Origin of the sequence: Methanosarcina spelaei (genome assembly GCF_002287235.1) — an archaeon.
Taxonomy (GTDB): domain Archaea; phylum Halobacteriota; class Methanosarcinia; order Methanosarcinales; family Methanosarcinaceae; genus Methanosarcina; species Methanosarcina spelaei.
Genome location: NZ_LMVP01000046.1, coordinates 13100 through 32272, shown reverse-complemented (window position 1 = coordinate 32272; position 19173 = coordinate 13100). Strand labels below are relative to the sequence as shown.

Here is a 19173-nt window from a genome sequence, read left to right as displayed (position 1 = left end):
CTAAAAAGAACTAATAAAAATAAATAATGAAGAGAATTTAATACAGCGATAGAAACCCTTCCATCCTTTTCTGATAATACAAATACTCCTGGGCATACCCGCAGTATTGACCGAAATATTCCCTTCCCCAGTCCCCCATACAACTCATGTTTGTGCAGGTCTCAAAATAGCTGTCATCTATGTGGTAATGCTGGATGATCTGCCTGATGTGGGTATCAACTGGAAAAGCTTCCATTTTTTCAAAAGCGAAAAGAAGCACGCAGTCGGCAACCTTTTCCCCGACTCCGCGAAGCCTCATAAGGCGTTCCCTTGCATATTTGTACTCCAGGCGGATTAGCACGTCAAGGTCCAGCTCGCCTGAAGCAGCTGCCTGAGCTGCGGCTTTTACGTTCTGCGTCCTGAAACCCAGCTTGCATTTATCAAGTTCGGCAAGATCGGCATTTGCAAGTGTTTCAGAGGTAGGGAAACTGAAATAACCTGGCTCGAGTTCCTGCCCGAAAAACTGGCTGAGCAGGAAGATTCTTTTCTGGATTGTAGGAATACTTGAGGCTGTCGAGAGCATGTAAGAAATAAGGCATTCCCAGGGGTCCTGTCTGATCAACCGCAAGCCCCGATATTTGTGGATCGCCCTGTCGATCAACAGGTCCCGGTTTATGCTTTCATAGATTGAAGGCAGGTTGTCGTCCAGGCGGAAATAGCGAGTAAGAAACTCAGGCGAAAGCTTTGAATCGACAATCAGTCGATCCTGGTCCTGCGAAAGCCGGATAACATGATCTCCGACAACGCCTGTCCACCAGTCTCCTTCTTGTCCCCATCTGAAAACCTGCCCGCAGTCGAGTGTATAATTGAGATCAAAAAGTTCGGGTTTAAGCCTGTACGTCCAGCTCAAGCCCCCTGAGAAAAGTCCCTGCAGTTAACGTATCTCCCAACCCGACCGTGGTTATGGGAGATCTGGAAAGCATTGTAGGCAACATGCAGATAATATAATTCTCCCTTAAGATATAAGCTCCCTGCCCGAAAGTTTTTCCATCAAAAGCCTTAACGAAAGCTTCAATCCGTTTCTTTCCAAACGGGCTTTCCTGAAGTTTCGCAGCTTCCTTTTCCACAAATTCCCGCCCTTCAAGCCTGCCTGAAGCTGCATACGCACCTGCACACTTGACTCCGAATCTCAAGGCTTCAAGCTTTTCTCCGACGGCCCTTTGTAAAATTGGATTTTCTGATTCACCCATTTCAAATTCAGAATCCGGAGTCGAATTAAAATCGTTTTTAAACACAGCCAGTACAAATTCCCTGGTATGAATCATTAGCTTCTTAAGCCCATGCCTTGATGCCAGCCTGAAAGCTGCATTGGATATAGCATCTGCCTCCATATGTAGAAGTCCTTCTTCGGGAACTCCGTGTAAGCTATAAAGCATTGAAAGCTCGTCTTCATTCATTCCAAAGCTATCTGAAAGTTTTTCAAACTTCAGAAAGACAGAATTTGCAATTTTTTTACTTGAAAAATGTCCGAATTCCAGGTGAATACGAAGCCTATTGTTTTTGGTTTTCAAGTTTTTTAACTGGGAGAAAGTATCATCAAGAATTGTCTCATAAGTGAGACCGTTACGATAGTTCTCAAGCAGAAGATGAAAACCCGATATAAGGACACCATCAAGCTCGCAGGCGTGTTGGAGGGCATACTGCTCAAACGCAGGATTGACAAAAAGCCTGAGATTCAAGTGATCACAGGTCGCTATGAAGCGATTTTCCCTCGGAACCCGAACCTCGGTTCCGTACAGAGAAAATGTCGCTCCCTCGGAGAAATCAAACACAAAATGTATGGGTTCCTGACTGCTGGAAAAGGCACCTTTATTTTCTTCAGGCTCTTTCCTTTCATTTTCCGTTATCTGCGTAGGAGCTTCCGGAAAGTAGATCGCTTTTTTTGAGAAGAGAGAAAGCTGGGTTTTTGAGGGCACTGCAACATTAGGAATTACTCTGGAAGCGCCTAGCTGGGAAAGAGCATTTGCCATTATTCCTGCGTTTCCGCCCATTCTTATGAGAGATTTCCCGAAATAGCGGGTTTTAAGGAACTCGAAAACGGACTGCTCAAAAACAAGCCACTCGGCTCCATATCCGTTTTTCATACAGTAGGCAAGCCCTGCTACAAAATCCGATTCCGAGAAGATTTTTCCGGGTGGGTTCTTGATTTTATTAAGGATTTCAACCTCTTCGAAGGCTTCCAGCAGTTTCGAAATCTCGATCCCGCTAATTCGGTACACCGAATCTATATTGACATTATATCCGCAAAGTATGTTCATCTAACCAGTTCCTGTATCCGTGGAATAGAGGCGAGTGGAGGCAAAAGGAAGTGGATGGAAGGCAAGTGAATGGAAGGCAAGTGAGTGCAGTTGTAAATGAATGGAAGGCAAGTTTTTCATGCCCGATCTTGCTTCATTCTTGCAAGCATGGCTGCAAAAGCTCCTGCCGAGATCGCATCACCTATTCCGACTGTTGCTTTGGGCTTATCTACCACCTTGGAAGGAATTAAAACCGCATCATGGTCAGGCCCATAGAGATATCCGTACTCGAATTCTTCAGGAGTACAGAGTTTTTTTCCTACACAATAAACCCTGAAGTTCTCAAGGTCTTCTATGCCTTTACTTGAAATCGGGACATCTAACCCTGCTTCTGCGTCCTCAAGGTTCTCAATTTTTCCATTAAGGGCTTTGGCACCGGCCAGGGTTGAGGAAAAGAGCAGAGCGTCCCTGTGTTCTTTAAGTGTAAGAGGATGGCCTTTTGCAAGGATACAAATGTAAAAGCCAAGAGAATGCACATGAACCCTTTCAAGCGACAGGTCCTTTAAAAGCTGAACAGCTCCCTGATAAAGTGAGTTTATTCCGGTCTCCTCTTTTCTTATCACGGAATAAGAAAGCTCTTCATGTCCCAGGACATTCAGGGCATTTGCCACTTCCACGGTATCAAGACCCAGGGAGTGAACATGCTTGGCAACGATTTCGGTCAGTATGGCCTTCCTTATTACCCGGTTCTGAATGGATGTAAGTTCTACATGAATACGGAGTTCAGGGTTTAAAGCCTTGAGTTTCTCAATAACTTCAACGGAATGCGAAACGTAGTCCTTATACGTAGACCCGTCCTCGTACTGCTCTTTTATCATCTGATAACCTGAAAGCATTGCTCCGTCAATCGGAAAGATTGAGTCAAGATGCTCATAGATCTCCCTGTTCATATCCAGGCGTATCCATTTCGGACGGGAGGAGATTATAAGTCTGTTATCTCTTGGGATCTGAAATTTGCTTCCACCACATGTTATTTCCATGCCTCTGGAATATTCAAAAATCCAGTTGACTTTTGATTCGGTTCCGGGTTTGAAGGCCTCTCGTGGGGGTTTAAGTACAACTTTTCCATCTTCTACCTTAGGGTGCACAAGGTTTTCGGAAGCCACAAAGTATTCTGCCTGTTCTTCCGAAAGCCAGGGAACGTACGCAACCACTTTTTTGATCCCAAGGCGGGCAAGAAGATTGGAAATTATTCCTGCCTGACCGCCCATGCGTGCATAGTCAAAACCCAGGTTCTCTTTCAGCCATTCATGAGTATCTGAGGTATGGGTAGGAATTTCAGCGGCTTTGCCCTCTCGCATGGAAATCAATAAGCGAGCCATGAAATCCAGAGGCTCTTTTATTTCTCTCGGATACATCTCAACTCTTGCCTGAATATCATCCTCGTTGAAAAGCCCTATGAGTCTGGACAATTCTTTGTCTGTAAGGTGTTTGATTGCATCTATATTACTATTGTAAGCTACAAACATACCTTCCAGATAAGGAAGGGCCTTTTTGACATTGTAAAAAGCGTCATTGTGGCGCTGTTCCCATTCTTGTATATCCACTTGATAAACCCCCTGGAAATATAGATCTGAACCTGAAACAATTTTCAGTAACTAGGGGAAACCCGGATTTTTCCCGAAGTAATTCTGATTATATTTCGAATTGATCTTGCTTACATTTTTTATTTCCTTCTACCTGTTTTTCAGTCCTATTTTTTATTTTAATCCCGTTTTCCTATTCCCGTAATGCAGTAAATCTTATACTGGTATTCGTAGTGCAGTAAATCTTATACTGTTATTCGTAGTACGGTAAATCTTATACTGTTATTCGTAGTGCGGTAAATCTTATACCGGCATTAAATCTGCTCAATACTGAGCTAGGATACGTTTAAGCATTAAGTTGTATATTCGGCGTTAATCCTGACATAGTCATAGGTCAGGTCGCAACCCCAGGCTGTTGCCTGTTCTTTTCCCAGGTTAAGGTCAAGGGTAATGACAATTTCATCATTTGCCATTATTTTTTTCAAAAGCTCGAGATCCGAAGAACTGGAAATTTCGCCGGAGTTTACAAGTTCAACCTCTTCTCCTCCTCCTGAGAAAGAGAGAGAAAGCCGTTCCTGTTCAAGTTCGGCACCTGAATAGCCTGCAGCAGCTACAACCCTTCCCCAGTTGGGGTCTTTTCCGAAAATTGCAGATTTAACCAGAGGAGAACGTACAATTGACTTTGCAGCAAGTTTAGCGTCTTCATGTGTTTTTGCACCGATTACCCTGGCTTCAATAAGTTTTGTAGCGCCTTCTCCGTCCTTTGCCATTTTCTTTGCAAGCTCGGTGAAAACGTAAATCAGCCCCTCTTCAAAGTCATCCAGACAATCCATACAGGGCTTGATCCCGGACTTGCAGGTGGAAGTGAGAAGTACCATGTCGTTAGTGCTTGTATCCCCGTCCACCACGATCATATTGAAAGTTTTACCCACTGCTACTCTGAGAGCAGCGTCCAGGACATCAGCAGGCACTTTCGCATCGGTATATGCAAAACAGAGCATAGTCCCCATATTCGGCTCGATCATCCCCGAACCTTTGGCAATGGCTCCTATCCTGATCCCGCAGTCCATCTCGATAGCCACTTCTTTTACGACCCTATCCGTGGTCATAATTGCTTTTGTGGCTTCACGGCTGCACTCAGGAGAACTGCCAAGCCCTTTAAGGACTTCAGGAAGACGGTCAGCGATTGAGGAGATGTCAAGCCTCCTGCCAATCACTCCTGTCGAGGCAACTGCAACCGTGTCAGCCTCAAGACCAAGCTTTTGGGCAAGTATGGCTGCCATTTCCATAGCATCCAGAAACCCGTCGTCACCTGTAAAAGCATTAGCGTTTCCGCTATTTGCAATTACAGCCGAAAGACGGTGCTTAGTATCGATTACTCCCTTACTAAGGATAACCGGAGCTGCTGTGACTTTATTTTTTGTGAAAACGCCTGCTGCAGGTCCCTCTGCAAGAATGACAGTCAATCCCGTTTTTCCGGCTTTAATCCCGTTTGCAGATACACCCCTTACTGCACAGATTCCACCTTCGATTTCCTTCATGAAGACTCTCCTTTTTCATCAGAGCTTTGCAAGACCTTCGATAATATCGCCGCGAGTAATGATCCCAACCACGCGGTTATCCGCAGTTACAGGAAGCCTGTTGATCCTGTGCCTTATCATGTGCTCGGATGCTTCTTCAATGGATGCCTCGGAAGAGATTGTGTGCACATCCTTTGTCATGATCTCTTCTATCTTTATGGAACCCACATCAGAAAGCATCTTCTTTGTTTCCTCCCAGCCCAGGAGTTCCCTGATAGGAACCTCTATAACCTCAAAGGGGCTTGGAAGCCAGAGTTCCCCCCTTTCGGGGAGTATCAGCAGTTTTAGCAAGTCCGCTTCACTTATAATTCCCACAAGTTCTTCACCTTCAAGGATAGGTGCTCCACTTACATTATTTTCCTTTAAGACTCTTGCCGCTTCCCGGACTGTATCATCAGGCTTGCAGAAAACAACATTCTGATTCATAACATCTTTTACCTTCATCTGACTATACCCCTTGAGACAAATTATATTCTTTTATTTAATCCGTCACCAGTTATATTTTCTTGCTTTGGTTATGTTTACGGAGCCGCAGCAGGCAGCCAGAGCCCACATGTCTCGTCTAACCCAAACATGAGGTTCATATTCTGAATAGCCTGTCCTGATGCGCCTTTGACCAGGTTATCGATTGCCGAGAGCACGACAACCCTGTTATTTTCCTTATCTGCTTCAAAGCTTATATCACAGAAGTTGGAACCTCTGACTGCAGTTAAGGAAGGAACTCCTGAAGGGAGCCTTATAAACGGCTTATCCCTGTAAAATTCCTCGTAAATTGTCTTTACTTCGTCCGTGGAGAGAGGTTCCTTTGTAAAGAGGTGAGCAGTTGTAAAGATCCCTCTAATAGACGGAATTACGTGAGGAGTGAAATTGATGTTTCTGAGATCTTCGTCAAACCCTGTTAACTCCTGGACAATCTCAGCCCTATGCCTGTGTGCTGTAAGTTTGTACGGGATGATATTTTCCGCCAGGTTTGGATAATGTGAGTTTTGAGTAGGTGAAATCCCAGCTCCTGAGATTCCTGTCTTTGAATCAAAAACCGCAATATCGATAAGTCCAGCTGCTGCAAGCGGGGCTGCTGCAAGGGTTGCGCCTGTAGGAAAACATCCCGTGTTTGCCACGAAATTCTCTTCTTCAACTTCAGGGTGGAGCTCTACAAGCCCGTAAACAGCATTCCTCGGGTCTTTATGCTTTATCCCGTATATTTTCTCAAATTCCGAGGTTTCAAGCCTGTAGTCCGCGCTAAGGTCAACAACCTTAGTATTGCCATCAAGCAGTTCAGGCACATAGTTCATGGAAGATCCGTGAGGTACTGCAAGAAAGACTACATCACAACGCTCCCTGATATTTTCAGAATCCGGATTTTCATACTTCAGGTCGAGAAAGCCTTCAAGATGCCTGTGAGTACTCGTTACAGGTTTCCCTTCAAGGCTTCGGGAAGTTGCCAGCTCCAGCTTGACACTGGGATGGTTGACGAGCAAGCGAAGGAGTTCTCCTCCCGTATATCCCGAAGCTCCTATTATTCCAGCCTTGATCATAAGTGTCACTGCCTGTGTAATACTAATACAAGATAATTAAATTTGTTATTGGAAAAAACAAATATAAAATCTGTTTCTGTAATTGATGTTAGATGATACACTCGATAACTGATATTAGATAATACACTCGATAACTGATATTAGATGGTCTGCTCGAAAAATTTATTTCGGCTGCATAGCTATACCTTTTTTCTCAAACGCAATTTTCAAAGGAGATCTCAACTTCGTAATCAGTATCAATAGAATATCACTTCGTAATCAGTATCAATAGAATATCACTTCGTAATCAGTATCAATAGAATATCACTTCGTAATCAGTATCAATAGAATATCACTTCGTAATCAGTATCAATAGAATATCACTTCGTAATCAGTATCAATAGAATATCACTTCGTAATCAGTATCAGTAAATATTTTTTCATAGCCGGACTGTAAAGTAAATCAGATACGAACTTTCGTAATAGAATAACAAAATGAATTCATTTGTATTCGGTTAAGGATTTTGAGCTGCTGATCTCGATTTCGACGGAAAAACTCAAACCCAAATGTTTAGTGTTTAAATTGAAATCGATATCAGATTCCAGTTTTGCATTTGATGAATAATTTAATAAATTTTATGAAAATCAATGCAATTGATAACGATTTTTCCTTAACCGATGACCAATGAAAATGAATTAGATATTCGCTTTCATATCTGATTGCGAAGTGAACTGTACATATTTTTTTATAAGCAAATATCCAGGAAAATCTACTTTGATAACCTAGAATTTTTCCTGAAAACTTCTACTTGATTCCAAACCTACTGTTAATTACCTACTTTTATAAAGAATCAGAAGTCTATTTTTTCCGGCTCAAGGTATCCGGCTAGAGACCTCTAATCATAAGGAAGTATAAAAGGAACTTCCCACATTATTAGGAAGTTAAATTTTACAGCCTTTAGTTCGTAATTCAACGATTCATATTTTTAATTTTAAATCAGTAAGATTTAAATTTTTTAATATATAAGTATATTCTAAATGGAAATTGCTAAGGCACTTAGCACTGGAAATTGGAAGTTCACAGGTAAATGATTTTATCTTTGGAACCTCTCATATTATAGGAAAATTTGCTATGTATAGCCTCTTAAGTGTCAGGAAGAAAAAATCATGAACAGGAAGAAGACAATCTATCTTGCAGGTCCACTCTTCAGCCATGCGGAACTTGAATATAACTGCAAATTAAAGGATTTGCTGCTCAAGAAGGGCTTTTCGGTTTTTTTACCCCAGGAAGATGCAGAGGATACGATAAATGAACGTGAAAAACAAAATCAAGAGTGTATATTCAATAAATGTGTGGAGGGTCTGGACGGTTCTGATATTGTAGTTGCAGTCCTTGATGGTGTGGATGTAGACTCAGGAACTGCCTGGGAAATAGGCTACGCTTATGCAAAGGAAAAGCCTGTCATTGGGGTTCGAACTGACTTTCGGTCTCTCTCTGACGGGATTGTCAATCTTATGATAGAGATGGCTATAGTCGCCCTTGCGAAGGACGAAGACGAACTGCTGAAAATGATAGAAAAATTCCGGTAACTTAGGGCTGGCTTCTAACTGTTTTTATTCCAATTGTTTCTGTTCCAATTGTTTCTGTTCCAACTGATTCTGTTCCCAAATTTTTTTGATTTTAAATTATTTTTCGTCTCAGTTTTTTTGCCTGGAGTTTCTGTTAACCTGACTACTTTTTCCGTTCACCAGAAACTACTCTTGAAGACAAAATCACGGATAACATATCAGGAAATAAAAGTTGTGTTGGCGCCACCTTACTGCTTATTGGTATGTTTGCGCTACCGTTCCGAACGTGAAGTTAAAAGGAATTATTAACGTTTAGAGTTTCGGTTTGATAACTTGGGAACACGCCCAACTATTATTTTCTTACTAACTATCATTTTCTTACTAACTATCGTTTTCCTTAATTTATTACACTTTTACTATTTGACGGCATACATAAAACGAGCAAGAGAGAGGATCTGGAGTGAAATAGGCGTGACAAAAGATGCAGCAAAAGATGCAGGCTTTGAAAACCTGATGTACAAAAATTTGAAAGCCTGATGTGCAGACTTATTTATATATCTCGAACTTTGAGAAGGGACGAAGAGGATCAAAAGGTGCCAAGAAAAGGAGTTATAAAGCTGACCTTTATATTAATAAAGTGTTAAAACTCTCCTTTTAATTTAAATATGTAATAGTGTCTAAACTGAGATTAATTAGGAAGAAATTCAATTGCAGAAGATATAATCTATAACGATTAATAGGTAAAAAAATTTTAATATAGAATGTCCGACATAATAACTACTGGAGGTTAAAATAGTGACCTTTGTGAACGGATACACTTTTACAAAAGTGAAAACTTCACATGGGCCTGATATGTACGTCTCCAGATATGGGAAACTGGTAAAGATCGTTCCATTCAGTCCACAAGTGAAGTTCTCCGAAAGATATACCAGTGACTTGATCCGCCAAATCGAGTCAATGGAATGAAATAATAGCAAGTCCGACTTTTTTTTGATTCGGACATATTTTATGAAAGTTATTTTTCAGGCCGAAGCCCTTTCGGTCTGGCATTTTTTAGACTATTTTCACTATATATATAACTTGTGTTTTCCTGAATTTTTTTTATACAGTTTTTATACTCAGTGGTTTTCAGAAATTCTCAGGTTTCTTGAGGTTAGAGTATTTGATTTTATGAACGCATTCTTTTAGCTTCATAGGTAAAAGAAGCTCTAATGAACAGAAATGCGGTAAAATGATCTTCAGTTAAGGAAAACCAATAAGTGTTAGAAATTCCAGGGAAACAGCAAGTTGATCCGAAAAATAAATGAAAGTTGATAGAATGGTCCAAAATGTAAAGGAAAGTCGATAAATTGATCCGAAGTTACGAGAAAACCGATCTTGAAGAAATGGTTAGGATCTGGTACGAAGCCTCCGTTATTGCCCATTTCTTTATTCCTGCCTCGTTCTGGGCTTCACAAAAGAGTACAATGAAGGAGAAGTACCTTCCACTCGCCGAAAACTTTATTTTCGAAGAAGAAGGGCAGATCTCAGGATTCATCTCCCTTGTTGGGGAACACGTCTGCGCTCTTTTCATAGCACCTGAAATGCAGGGTCGAGGAATCGGCAGAGCTCTTCTCGAACATGCAAAAACCTTGAAAGGAAAGTTATCCCTCAAAGTTTACAAAGAAAATGAACGTGCTTTTCACTTTTATAAAAAATGTGGGTTTGTGGCAGCTAGCGAGGAAGTTGATGAGTATACAGGTTGCGTACAGATTTTAATGGAATGGGAACAGGTTCGATAAAAAATCGGTATATCATCAGATGAGCATATTCTCCAAAAATTTACATAGTTGTAATGTAATGTCAGATCAAAATATATAAATCAAAGTTGCGCTGGCGCACCCCGCTGCAAGCAACGGGGTATGTTCGCGCCACCGCTCAAAATTCCGTTAAAGGAAATAATAACCCTAAACAATTTAGTGTGAGCAGAAGTTAGTAATCGAAAATGGAATTGAGAAATTTTATTATTATCAACGGTTACCGGGGAAGTTTCCATCCCCGCAGCAAGCTAGCGGGGTATTCGACTGAAATAAATTATATAACTTAAGTCAGTTCCAAGATCCAGTTTAAAACCAATTTTGCTCGAAAATTTTGTAATTTCCCTAAAATTAAAGTTACTTTTCCTAAACAGAAACTATTTTTCGAGTTATTGGGCAGATTTGAGCGAAAAGTATAAATATTGAGATTACTATCTATAAGATAGTAACTTGGGAATAATATCTTTAATACAGAACAATTAAATAAGGACTGTAAGTACTACCCCTCAGTTACTTAATAAATATCTGCGAACAGACCGAAGACGAACCTGTACCGCCTTCAAAAAACGGATTTGTCCCTTTCTCCTAAAGAGTATGGGAGTCTTGAACTCTCATTATCGTGCCTGTAAAAAACGGGTAAGATAAAAACGTACCTCCGTCATTATTTCTTTCCCGTAATTCAGGCTGTTCTCTGGAGAGATGGATAATAACTGTTCTGGACTAAATTTACAGATCAAAACCACTGTAAGACAAATAAAACCCAGGAAAACCGAAAGAGAAGCAATCCTGAAATCCGAAATAGGGAAAGCTTACGATCAAGGAGTCCTGGAATTGAATAAGGAGGAATCTGTATATGAAATTTCCAATAAAAAGAACAGACCGTGATATGTATAGCTGGGACCCATTTGATGAGATAAGAAGGATGCAGAACTATATGGAACATATGTTCAGAGCTTTTCCTGCAACGGAAGGTCGATTCGGAAACGAAGCTTTCTCTCCGCTGACTGATGTTATTGAAGAAGACGAGAAAGTCGTTGTGACAACCGATCTACCTGGAATTGACAAAGAAGATGTTGAACTAAATCTCAGGGATAATGTTCTGGTAATCAGCGCAGGGAAAGGAAAAGAACAAGAGGCTGAAAAAGAAGGTTACCTTAGAAAAGAGCGGTCTTTCATGCGTTACTACCGTGAAATTTCTCTTCCCGACGGCGTAACAGAAGAAGGATCAAGTGCACAGCTCAAAAACGGTGTCTTAACTGTTACGCTACCGAAAACAAAACCTGTAGCTGGGAAGAGAATCGAGATTGAATAAACCGGTATTCAGGGCAATACTCGATACCACAATACTATAAGCCGGATAAACCGGATTTTAACTTGATTTTATCCTGAAAAAATCTCAAGCTCCATAAAACATCTGCGGACAGGCTAAGGAATAGGAATTTGAAAGCTGCAGGCTGCCCGCAGTAAAACAAAACTCAAATACTCTTTTATTTACCTTTCTATTCGAAGCATCCGCTTCCAGACTCGTAAAATCTTGCAAAGACCATGAATTTTCAGAATCTGCAAGAATTTTTTCAGATAAGCTCTAAGTTCACTACGTATAAACATTTCCAATCCAGATGAATTACAGAAAAATGGTAGAATTGTCTGGATAAAAAGTCTAGATAAAATAAGAATAAAATGGCAGGTTTGCCTGCCATTGCTTTTTGCTAGCACAAATATATCTTATAGTATTACTCGGCAATTATTAATTTGGTTGAAATATTTGATTCTTTGCCATTGATTGCAGTTAATATCATAGCGTAACTCTCTGCAGCCTTGTAGGTGTGACCTTGATTCGACTCGGTGCTATTGCATTCTCATTGCCAAAATCTCACACTATTAAGGCTTCGTTGCTGGATTTCACTGGATTTATATGAGAACATATATATAATTAGTTGCAACACTTGACTCTTTTCCATTGGTTACAGTTAATGTCACAGTGTAAAACTCTATAACCTTATTAGTTTTATAGGTATGAGTTGGATTAGATTCGGTAGAGGTAGTTCCATCGCCGAAGTTCCATTTTACTGAGGTTGCATTGCTGGACTTTTCTGTGAACTTAACTGTGAGAGGCGCATGTCCAATCCGAGGGGTTGCTGTAAAACTTGCTTTTGGTGAACCAAGAGGGATTTCAGTAACAGTTATTGTTTTGCTTGCGGTGTCATAACCATCTTTGTTGCCTACGTTCAGAGTAGTAGTAAATGTTCCTGCAGTAGTATAGGTATAGACTGGACTTTTATCGGTAGAGGTAACCCCATCGCCAAAGTTCCATTTCCATTCAGTTGGACTATTAGTAGATGTGTCAGTAAACTTCACAGTAAGAGGAGTTGTTCCTTCGGTCTGATTCACAGTGAAGTTGGCATCTGGTGGTGTTGGTGCACGGTTTACTTTAATGTCCATTGATTTTTTAGCACTTGAACCATCACCATTTGTTGCAGTCAAGGTAACTCTGTATGTTCCCTCACCACTGAACGTATGCTCAGGGTTCTGAACTGTTGATGTTTGACCATCGCCAAAACTCCACTTCCAACTGGTTGGACTGTTTGTAGATGTATCAGTAAACTTCACAGTAAGAGGAGCTGTTCCTACGGTCTGGTTTGCTGTGAAGCTTGCAATCGGTGGAGTTGGTACGCGGTTTACTTTAATATTCATTGAACTTTCATCACTTGAACCGTCACCATTTGTTGCAACCAGGGTGACATTGTATGTTCCTGCACCACTGAATGTATATACCGGATTCTGAACTGTTGATGTATTACCGTCTCCAAAGTTCCATTTCCACCCTGTTGGACGGCGGGCGGATGTGTCAGTGAATTTCACAGTAAGAGGAACTGTTCCTTCTGTCATATTTGCAGCGAAGCTTGCAACCGGTGGCGTCAGTACGGATTTTACGGTGATAATCATTGATCTTATCTCACTGGAACCTTCATCATTTGTTGCAACCAGGGTAACATTGTATGTTCCCTCTTTACTGAATGTGTGTACAGGATTCTGTTCGGTTGAATTAGTCCCATCTCCAAAGTCCCATATCCATTTGTTTGGACTGTTGATGGATGTGTCAATGAACCGCACAGTAAGATTTGCAGTGAAGTTTGCCACAGGAAGAACTGGTACCGATTTCTCGGTAACTTTTATTGTAGCTAACTTTGAACTTGTACCATTTTCATTAGTTGCTGTCAGATTAACGGTAAAAGTTCCTACAGTTGTGAACTCATAAACTGGATCATTTTCTGTGGAATCAATAACGGAGTTATTGTCAAAGTCCCAGCTTACAGAAATTGCATTTTCAGAACTATCATTAAACTGGATAGTTAGAGGCGCTTTACCTTCTGTTTTGTTGGCACTGAAGTTTGCTACAGGAAGTATTATTTCTGATTTTGAGGCATCTCCCGTATTTCCGTACCTGCCTATGTTAATCCTTTTTCCGTTGGGTTCCGGTTCGTTAGAATAGTCCGATAAGGGATATCCTGCGTCAATGCATGGGGAACTTACACCGTCATTTACCCATTCGATCCCGTTCCATCGCCCTGATTTTGATTTTAAATGGTAATCATGGTTATTTCTATCTGCATACTGAGGATCTGACTGTATGTCCCCCAATCCTGCACTTACATTTGAGTAATTACCACCAGAATTATTATAGAAACAATTGTTTTGCAGAACAAAAGAATGTGTATCTTTAAGGAAATTAGACATACCAACTCCATTTCCTTGAGCCAATGATGATTGGATATTTGTTATAATGTTATTTCTCGCTGTGATAACATATCCTGAGCCGCTCAGAGGTGAAGAAGAATACACATTTTTCTGTGCAATGCCTACTCCATAGGTTCCGTCAATCACGTTATTCTCAATAGTGACATTGAATCCATCAGACACTATTCCCCCAATATTACCATTGTTAGTGTTGGTTCCTGTATCATAGATCTGATTATGGTGGACATAGGCATTTGCTGATGAAGGAGAATAAGTTCCGGATCCAAAAATCCAGATTCCAGAAAGCGCAGTCCTGTATATCGTGTTATTATACACTTCAATATTATTCATTTTATAACTGTTTCCTTCCTTCTGGATCTGAATTCCTGCACCTCCATAACCTTCGGATGTGATATTATTGCCGTAGAACCTCACATTGTTTGTATTGTAAGTTCTCAGTCCACTGTTCATTCTGCAGGTTATGTTGTTATTATAGGCTTCCACAACTGAACATTTAATGGTACATAGAACATCATGTCCCAGTGAATATACCTTATTGTCATGGAATTCTATGTTAGAACAGTTGTTAACTCTTAGACCGTCTCCATGGTTATTGGTAAGATACATATTGTATACATCGACGTTCTGACAATTGCTCAAGTGGATAAGGTTGTAATAATCAGTTCCGCTATTAACGTTAGTGTTTTCTTCGCGGTTTCCATCAATTTTGAAGTCCTTAATAGTAATATTCCGGTTTCCTGAACTGTCATTCTGTTGAATCAGGGGTACATTTTTTTTCCAGCCTGCATTATCAGCCAGTTTTATAACAGCATCTGAGTCTCCTTCAAGAGTAGTATTGTTACCGATTAGAAGTGTACTATTAATAACGTATGTAAATGGCCCTTTGAGATAAACAGTCGTATAACCAGGATTTTCGGTTACGTACTTCAGAGCCTGATTAATCTGTTCGTGATCATCTGTTCCATCGCAGTAAAAATCACCACTACTATCTCCTGAAACGTAGACCGTTGGGGGGGTCATACATAAAACAGTAGGGATATTTATCAGTGTAGAAAGGCACACAAGAAAAAAAAGTATTAATATTCGGTTTTTCATTTATCTGTCTCCTTTAGTTGCAAGTAAAAATACTAATGTTGGCTGACTCACTTAGCTAAAAATTACTTGGTGTGTTTGTGGTAAGTTGTAGTCTAATAGTTGTCAGTTCCTGCAGCATTTTATACAGTTTAGTTAAAAGCCTATCCCAATATTCAAAATTTTTTTCTTAAACCCGTATCTTGAATAATCATCAAGATCATGATCGCGAAAATAATTCTGAAAATCTTTAATGGTTAGGAATGAAATAGCTTTTGAGAAACTTGAGTAAAAATCCTTCAGGAACTCTGCCAACAGTATGAAAAAGATACATTTTTAACAATATAAATTTTTTTATCCACTTCAGAGGATGAATAATTAAAGAAGTCTATAGAAGTCTATATAAGTGTGTTTTGAGTTTGAACCAGATAAAAATCAGAAGTTAAAAAATTAGAAGTTAAAAAATTAGAAGTTAAAAAATTAGAAGTTAAAAAATTAGAAATTAAAAAGTCAGAAGTTAAGGCCATGACAAATAATGGCAATCAAAACTTTCGGTCTTACTGCAATTTTTCCTCAATTACCTCGCCACTTGGTTCTTTTTCCTTGAAAATCTGCCCTTCGAAACAGGAAACTTCGGCTCCTTTGAGCCAGGCGTCAGGCGAAAGGCCAGCTTTCAGGCAGGTATGGCCCAGAAACTCGAGAGAATCCATATTATACTCAGGGGCAACCTGAGGAAGCAAGAGTCCCTGACAGTAGCCCTGCTTTACAATGAGCCCATGTTTTCCGATCTCTATGCGTTCAGGAAGTTCTTCTGCAGGAGCATTAATTTTTTCAGGCTGGGTAAGAACTGTTACCTCAACAACTATATCATCCAGTTCATCTTTTCTCACAGAATGAAAACGCGGGTCTCGAGTTGCCGCAGAAATTGCAGAATCCATAATTGCGTCCTCAAGTCTAGAATCCGAAAACGGATGCCCTATACAGCCTCTAAGAAGCCCGCTTTCCGTAAGTGTAACAAATACTCCTCTTTTCTCCCCGAAAACAGGCGAAAGCTCAAAATCAAGTTCCTGAGGTTCTGGAAGCCTTTCTTCCGATAGGAACAATTCGATCGTTTTCCTTGCAAGTTTGACTGCAGCCCTGCCTTCAATATCTGTAAGCATACTTGAACCAACACCTCAACTTTATTTTGAATTATTTCCTGTAACCCTTAACCAGCATTAGATGTCATTATTATCATTACCGCATAACCGTATATGTTACTAGCATTACCATTATCAACTTAAATTCCACCATTACCAGTACCAACTGTAAGTGATCTAGTACTGCGATTCTCAAATAGATTCATAAAACTTAACTTTTGAATTGATCCGAAGATCACGGATTTTTCCAGGAAATAGGGAATCTATTTTGGAATCGAAGCACTAGCATTACCAGTACCAACTGTAAGTGCTACTAGCATACCAGTACTAGCTGCAAGTGCCAGATGTGCATATCTACCCTAAGTTAGTATGATATATTTATGTTAAAGCTAGTTAACAGTATGTTTATCGGAACTGGTAAAGTATACTTCCTGAATATCACTTTTAAGAAGTGGAAGATGAAAAGGATTATTTTAAAAAAGAAAAGCCAGGGAGTTCGGCAAAGGAGAGCTCCCAGAAAGGAACTCCCAATAGAAGCTTATTTTTTACAAATGCTAGAACTTGAAGGAAACAGGACAATCAGATCTTCTTAGCTTCCTCATATCTCTTAGCTGCAGCCTTCAAAGCCTCTACACCAGGAAGCTTTACTCCTGAGAGATAATCAATTAATGCCCCACCGCCTGTACTGATGTGAGAGAAACGGTGTGCAAGCCCAAGATGCTCGACTTCTGCCGAAATATGTCCACCGCCAATAATTGAAAACTCGGACTTAGTAGCAGCTTTTATAATCTCGTGCGTTCCAAGGGCAAAATCAGCAACTTCGGAAACTCCTGCAGGGCCATTTAAAACAACTGTTTTTGCACTTTCGATTTCACTGGTAAAGTTCACAATGGTTTCAAGCCCAATATCGTTTATAGGGAGAGAATCGGAGTTAAGTTCCGAAACAGGTAATTCGACCCGCTTCTTATTATCGTTTAAAGCCACGTCCCTGGGAAGACCAACTTTATCTTTGAATTTCGCAAGTATACCTTTCGCTTTTTCGATCTGGTCTTCATAGCCCTGGGATTTGATAAAGTCCAGGTTTACTTTTCCGATATCTATACCTGATGCTGCAAGCGCCACATTTGCTACTACTCCGGTCAGGAGTACACGGTCAGCCCCTCCGTTTGCAAGTACATTTTCCGCCACCCGGAGCGAGTCATCGACTTTAGCTCCACCGAGCACGAAAATCGTTGGCCTTTCTCCTCCTTTGATCCCCCTATTCAGAGACGTGAGCTCCTTTTCCATAACTCTTCCGGCTCCTGTAGGGAGAACTTCAGTAAATCCGACTACGGAAAGTTGAGATCTGTGGGATACGGCAAAGGCATCGTTAAGGAAGATATCCACAAAAGGTGCCAGTTTTTTAACCGGATAAGTTTTTGCCTGTTCTGATGGAGATCTTTCGAGGCTTTCTTCGGAATAGAACCTTACATTTTCGAGCAGGATGACATCCCCATTTTCCATAGAAGCAATCCTGGTCTTTGCGTAAGTTCCAAAGATATCATCTACATAGAGAACCTGCTTTCCCAGATATTTGGACATCAGGTTAGCATGAGGCTTCATTGTGGTGAAGTCTTTTTTTCCTGGCCTGCTCTGGTGTGCAAGCAAAACAACTTTTGCGTCCTCAAGATCCTTCAAGGTGGCAATATGGCTTCGGATCCGCATATCGTCCAGAATATTACCCTGTGGATCCATAGGGGAGTTCAGGTCAACCCTTACAAGAATTGTCTTTCCGTGCGTGTCAAAATCATCTATTGTAAGAAAGTTTCTAGAAGTCATACCTCAGCGCACCTTTGTGAATGAGATTTTATATATAGAAAATAAAGTTTAATAATAAATTTTCATTGGTCATCGGTTAAGGAAAAATCGTTATCAATTGCATTGATTTTCATAAAATTTATTAAATTATTCATCAAATGCAAAACTGGAATCTGATATCGATTTCAATTTAAACACTAAACATTTGGGTTTGAGTTTTTCCGTCGAAATCGAGATCAGCAGCTCAAAATCCTTAACCGAATACAAATGAATAAATTTTAGAGAATTTTTTATCATCAAATAGTGGTTATGTTTGTCATGGAATTTTTTCCATAAATAAGTTTGTTTGCGTGCAGGTCTCATGAAATGGATTACGAGTTTTATATAAAAGTCAGAATCAAAAACTGGCAACAATTTAAGAATATATCGGATTACAGAAAAAAATACTAAAGGAGGTAGAAGATAACGACATATGAAAAGGATAACCGTATAGATTTTGAAGAGAGAATCAGAATAATGGTGGAAGCCGGATACGAAACTGTTGCAAGGGAGATAATTAAATGCACCCGGTGTCCGCTCCACAAAAGCGCAATCCGAAGAGTCATAGGAAAAGGGTCCTGTAATCCGAAAGTTTTCTTTATAGGAGAAGCTCCCGGGAAAAGCGAAAATGAAACAGGGATTCCATTCTATGGCAGGGCAGGAAAAGAACTGGATAAAATGATCGAGTACATGAGGCTTTCCGAAGAAGACTGGATGGTAACAAATACGGTTAAATGTCACCCGCCCGAAAACCGGAAGCCCAGGACAAACGAGATCGAGTGCTGTAAACCCTTCCTGCTTTCTCAGATAATCCTGCTTAACCCGAAAATCATAATCCTTCTTGGTAATACAGCCGAGAAGTCCTTTTGCCCTGGGAGAAAACTCGAATGGGGAGTCCCTGTGGAACATGAAGGAAGAATGATCCTGAAACTTTACCATCCTGCAGCCCTGATTTACACCTCCTCAAAAAAGGAGATCCAACGTGCTTTCATTGACAAAAATCGTGACCTATGGAGTTGAATGTCCCTGAAGACAGCCATGCCATTG

15 protein-coding genes are annotated in these 19173 nt (G+C 40.4%); 6 read left to right on the top strand and 9 right to left on the bottom strand.

From position 1 onward, the window contains the following. Window positions 1-37 precede the first annotated feature (37 nt). The 6 genes from ASJ81_RS03875 to argC all read right to left on the bottom strand — a co-directional run bounded on the left by ASJ81_RS03875 (window position 38) and on the right by argC (window position 6977). The gene (locus tag ASJ81_RS03875; RefSeq protein WP_095643332.1) at window positions 38-889 is read right to left on the bottom strand and encodes a DNA-3-methyladenine glycosylase family protein; all 852 of its coding nucleotides are present in this window, start codon (window positions 887-889) and stop codon (window positions 38-40) included. Beyond that, complete coding sequence (locus tag ASJ81_RS03870) at window positions 867-2297, bottom strand: ADP-dependent glucokinase/phosphofructokinase (RefSeq protein ID WP_095643331.1); 1431 nt, start codon at window positions 2295-2297, stop codon at window positions 867-869. The genes ASJ81_RS03875 and ASJ81_RS03870 overlap by 23 nt, the downstream gene beginning before the upstream one ends. Window positions 2298-2413: 116 nt before the next feature. Then, the gene (gene pfkC / locus ASJ81_RS03865) at window positions 2414-3883 is read right to left on the bottom strand and encodes an ADP-specific phosphofructokinase (RefSeq protein WP_095643330.1); all 1470 of its coding nucleotides are present in this window, start codon (window positions 3881-3883) and stop codon (window positions 2414-2416) included. Between the two features lie 332 nt (window positions 3884-4215). Continuing rightward, window positions 4216-5403: a bifunctional ornithine acetyltransferase/N-acetylglutamate synthase gene (gene argJ / locus ASJ81_RS03860; RefSeq protein ID WP_095643329.1), complete on the bottom strand. Its 1188-nt coding sequence runs from the start codon at window positions 5401-5403 to the stop codon at window positions 4216-4218. A gap of 18 nt (window positions 5404-5421) precedes the next feature. Further along, window positions 5422-5886: a CBS domain-containing protein gene (locus ASJ81_RS03855; protein WP_095643328.1), complete on the bottom strand. Its 465-nt coding sequence runs from the start codon at window positions 5884-5886 to the stop codon at window positions 5422-5424. A gap of 77 nt (window positions 5887-5963) precedes the next feature. Next, complete coding sequence (gene argC / locus ASJ81_RS03850) at window positions 5964-6977, bottom strand: N-acetyl-gamma-glutamyl-phosphate reductase (protein WP_095643327.1); 1014 nt, start codon at window positions 6975-6977, stop codon at window positions 5964-5966. Window positions 6978-8123: 1146 nt separating this feature from the next. Here argC and ASJ81_RS03845 point away from each other — a divergent pair. The 5 genes from ASJ81_RS03845 to ASJ81_RS03830 all read left to right on the top strand — a co-directional run bounded on the left by ASJ81_RS03845 (window position 8124) and on the right by ASJ81_RS03830 (window position 11633). Further along, window positions 8124-8546, top strand: coding sequence for a nucleoside 2-deoxyribosyltransferase (locus ASJ81_RS03845; RefSeq protein ID WP_095643326.1), 423 nt, complete (start codon window positions 8124-8126; stop codon window positions 8544-8546). Window positions 8547-9320: 774 nt separating this feature from the next. Further along, window positions 9321-9491, top strand: a complete 171-nt coding sequence (locus ASJ81_RS22565) for a hypothetical protein (RefSeq protein WP_170943178.1) — start codon at window positions 9321-9323, stop codon at window positions 9489-9491. A 383-nt stretch (window positions 9492-9874) separates the two neighbouring features. Further along, the gene (locus ASJ81_RS03840) at window positions 9875-10306 is read left to right on the top strand and encodes an N-acetyltransferase (protein WP_095643325.1); all 432 of its coding nucleotides are present in this window, start codon (window positions 9875-9877) and stop codon (window positions 10304-10306) included. A 714-nt stretch (window positions 10307-11020) separates the two neighbouring features. Then, entirely contained in the window at window positions 11021-11206 is a 186-nt protein-coding gene (locus tag ASJ81_RS03835; RefSeq protein WP_095643324.1) for a hypothetical protein, read from the top strand. Then, window positions 11175-11633: an Hsp20/alpha crystallin family protein gene (locus tag ASJ81_RS03830; protein WP_095643323.1), complete on the top strand. Its 459-nt coding sequence runs from the start codon at window positions 11175-11177 to the stop codon at window positions 11631-11633. Before ASJ81_RS03835 ends, ASJ81_RS03830 begins: the two co-directional genes overlap by 32 nt. Window positions 11634-12232: 599 nt before the next feature. On the opposite strand, the gene ASJ81_RS23560 is transcribed toward ASJ81_RS03830, so the two are convergent. From ASJ81_RS23560 to ASJ81_RS03810, 3 genes are all read right to left on the bottom strand, one after another. Continuing rightward, window positions 12233-15175 (bottom strand): PKD domain-containing protein, encoded by a 2943-nt coding sequence (locus tag ASJ81_RS23560; RefSeq protein WP_095643322.1) that lies wholly within the window; start codon window positions 15173-15175, stop codon window positions 12233-12235. A 533-nt stretch (window positions 15176-15708) separates the two neighbouring features. Then, window positions 15709-16311: a TIGR00296 family protein gene (locus ASJ81_RS03820; RefSeq protein WP_095643321.1), complete on the bottom strand. Its 603-nt coding sequence runs from the start codon at window positions 16309-16311 to the stop codon at window positions 15709-15711. A gap of 558 nt (window positions 16312-16869) precedes the next feature. Continuing rightward, on the bottom strand, window positions 16870-18108 hold the full coding sequence (locus tag ASJ81_RS03810; RefSeq protein ID WP_095643319.1) for a phosphoglycerate kinase: 1239 nt from the start codon (window positions 18106-18108) through the stop codon (window positions 16870-16872). A gap of 495 nt (window positions 18109-18603) precedes the next feature. Between ASJ81_RS03810 and ASJ81_RS03805 the strand changes: the two genes are divergently transcribed. Further along, window positions 18604-19146 carry a uracil-DNA glycosylase gene (locus tag ASJ81_RS03805; RefSeq protein WP_048108792.1) on the top strand — a complete coding sequence of 181 codons (543 nt, stop codon included), beginning with the start codon at window positions 18604-18606 and terminating at the stop codon, window positions 19144-19146. The last annotated feature ends 27 nt before the right edge of the window (window positions 19147-19173 follow it).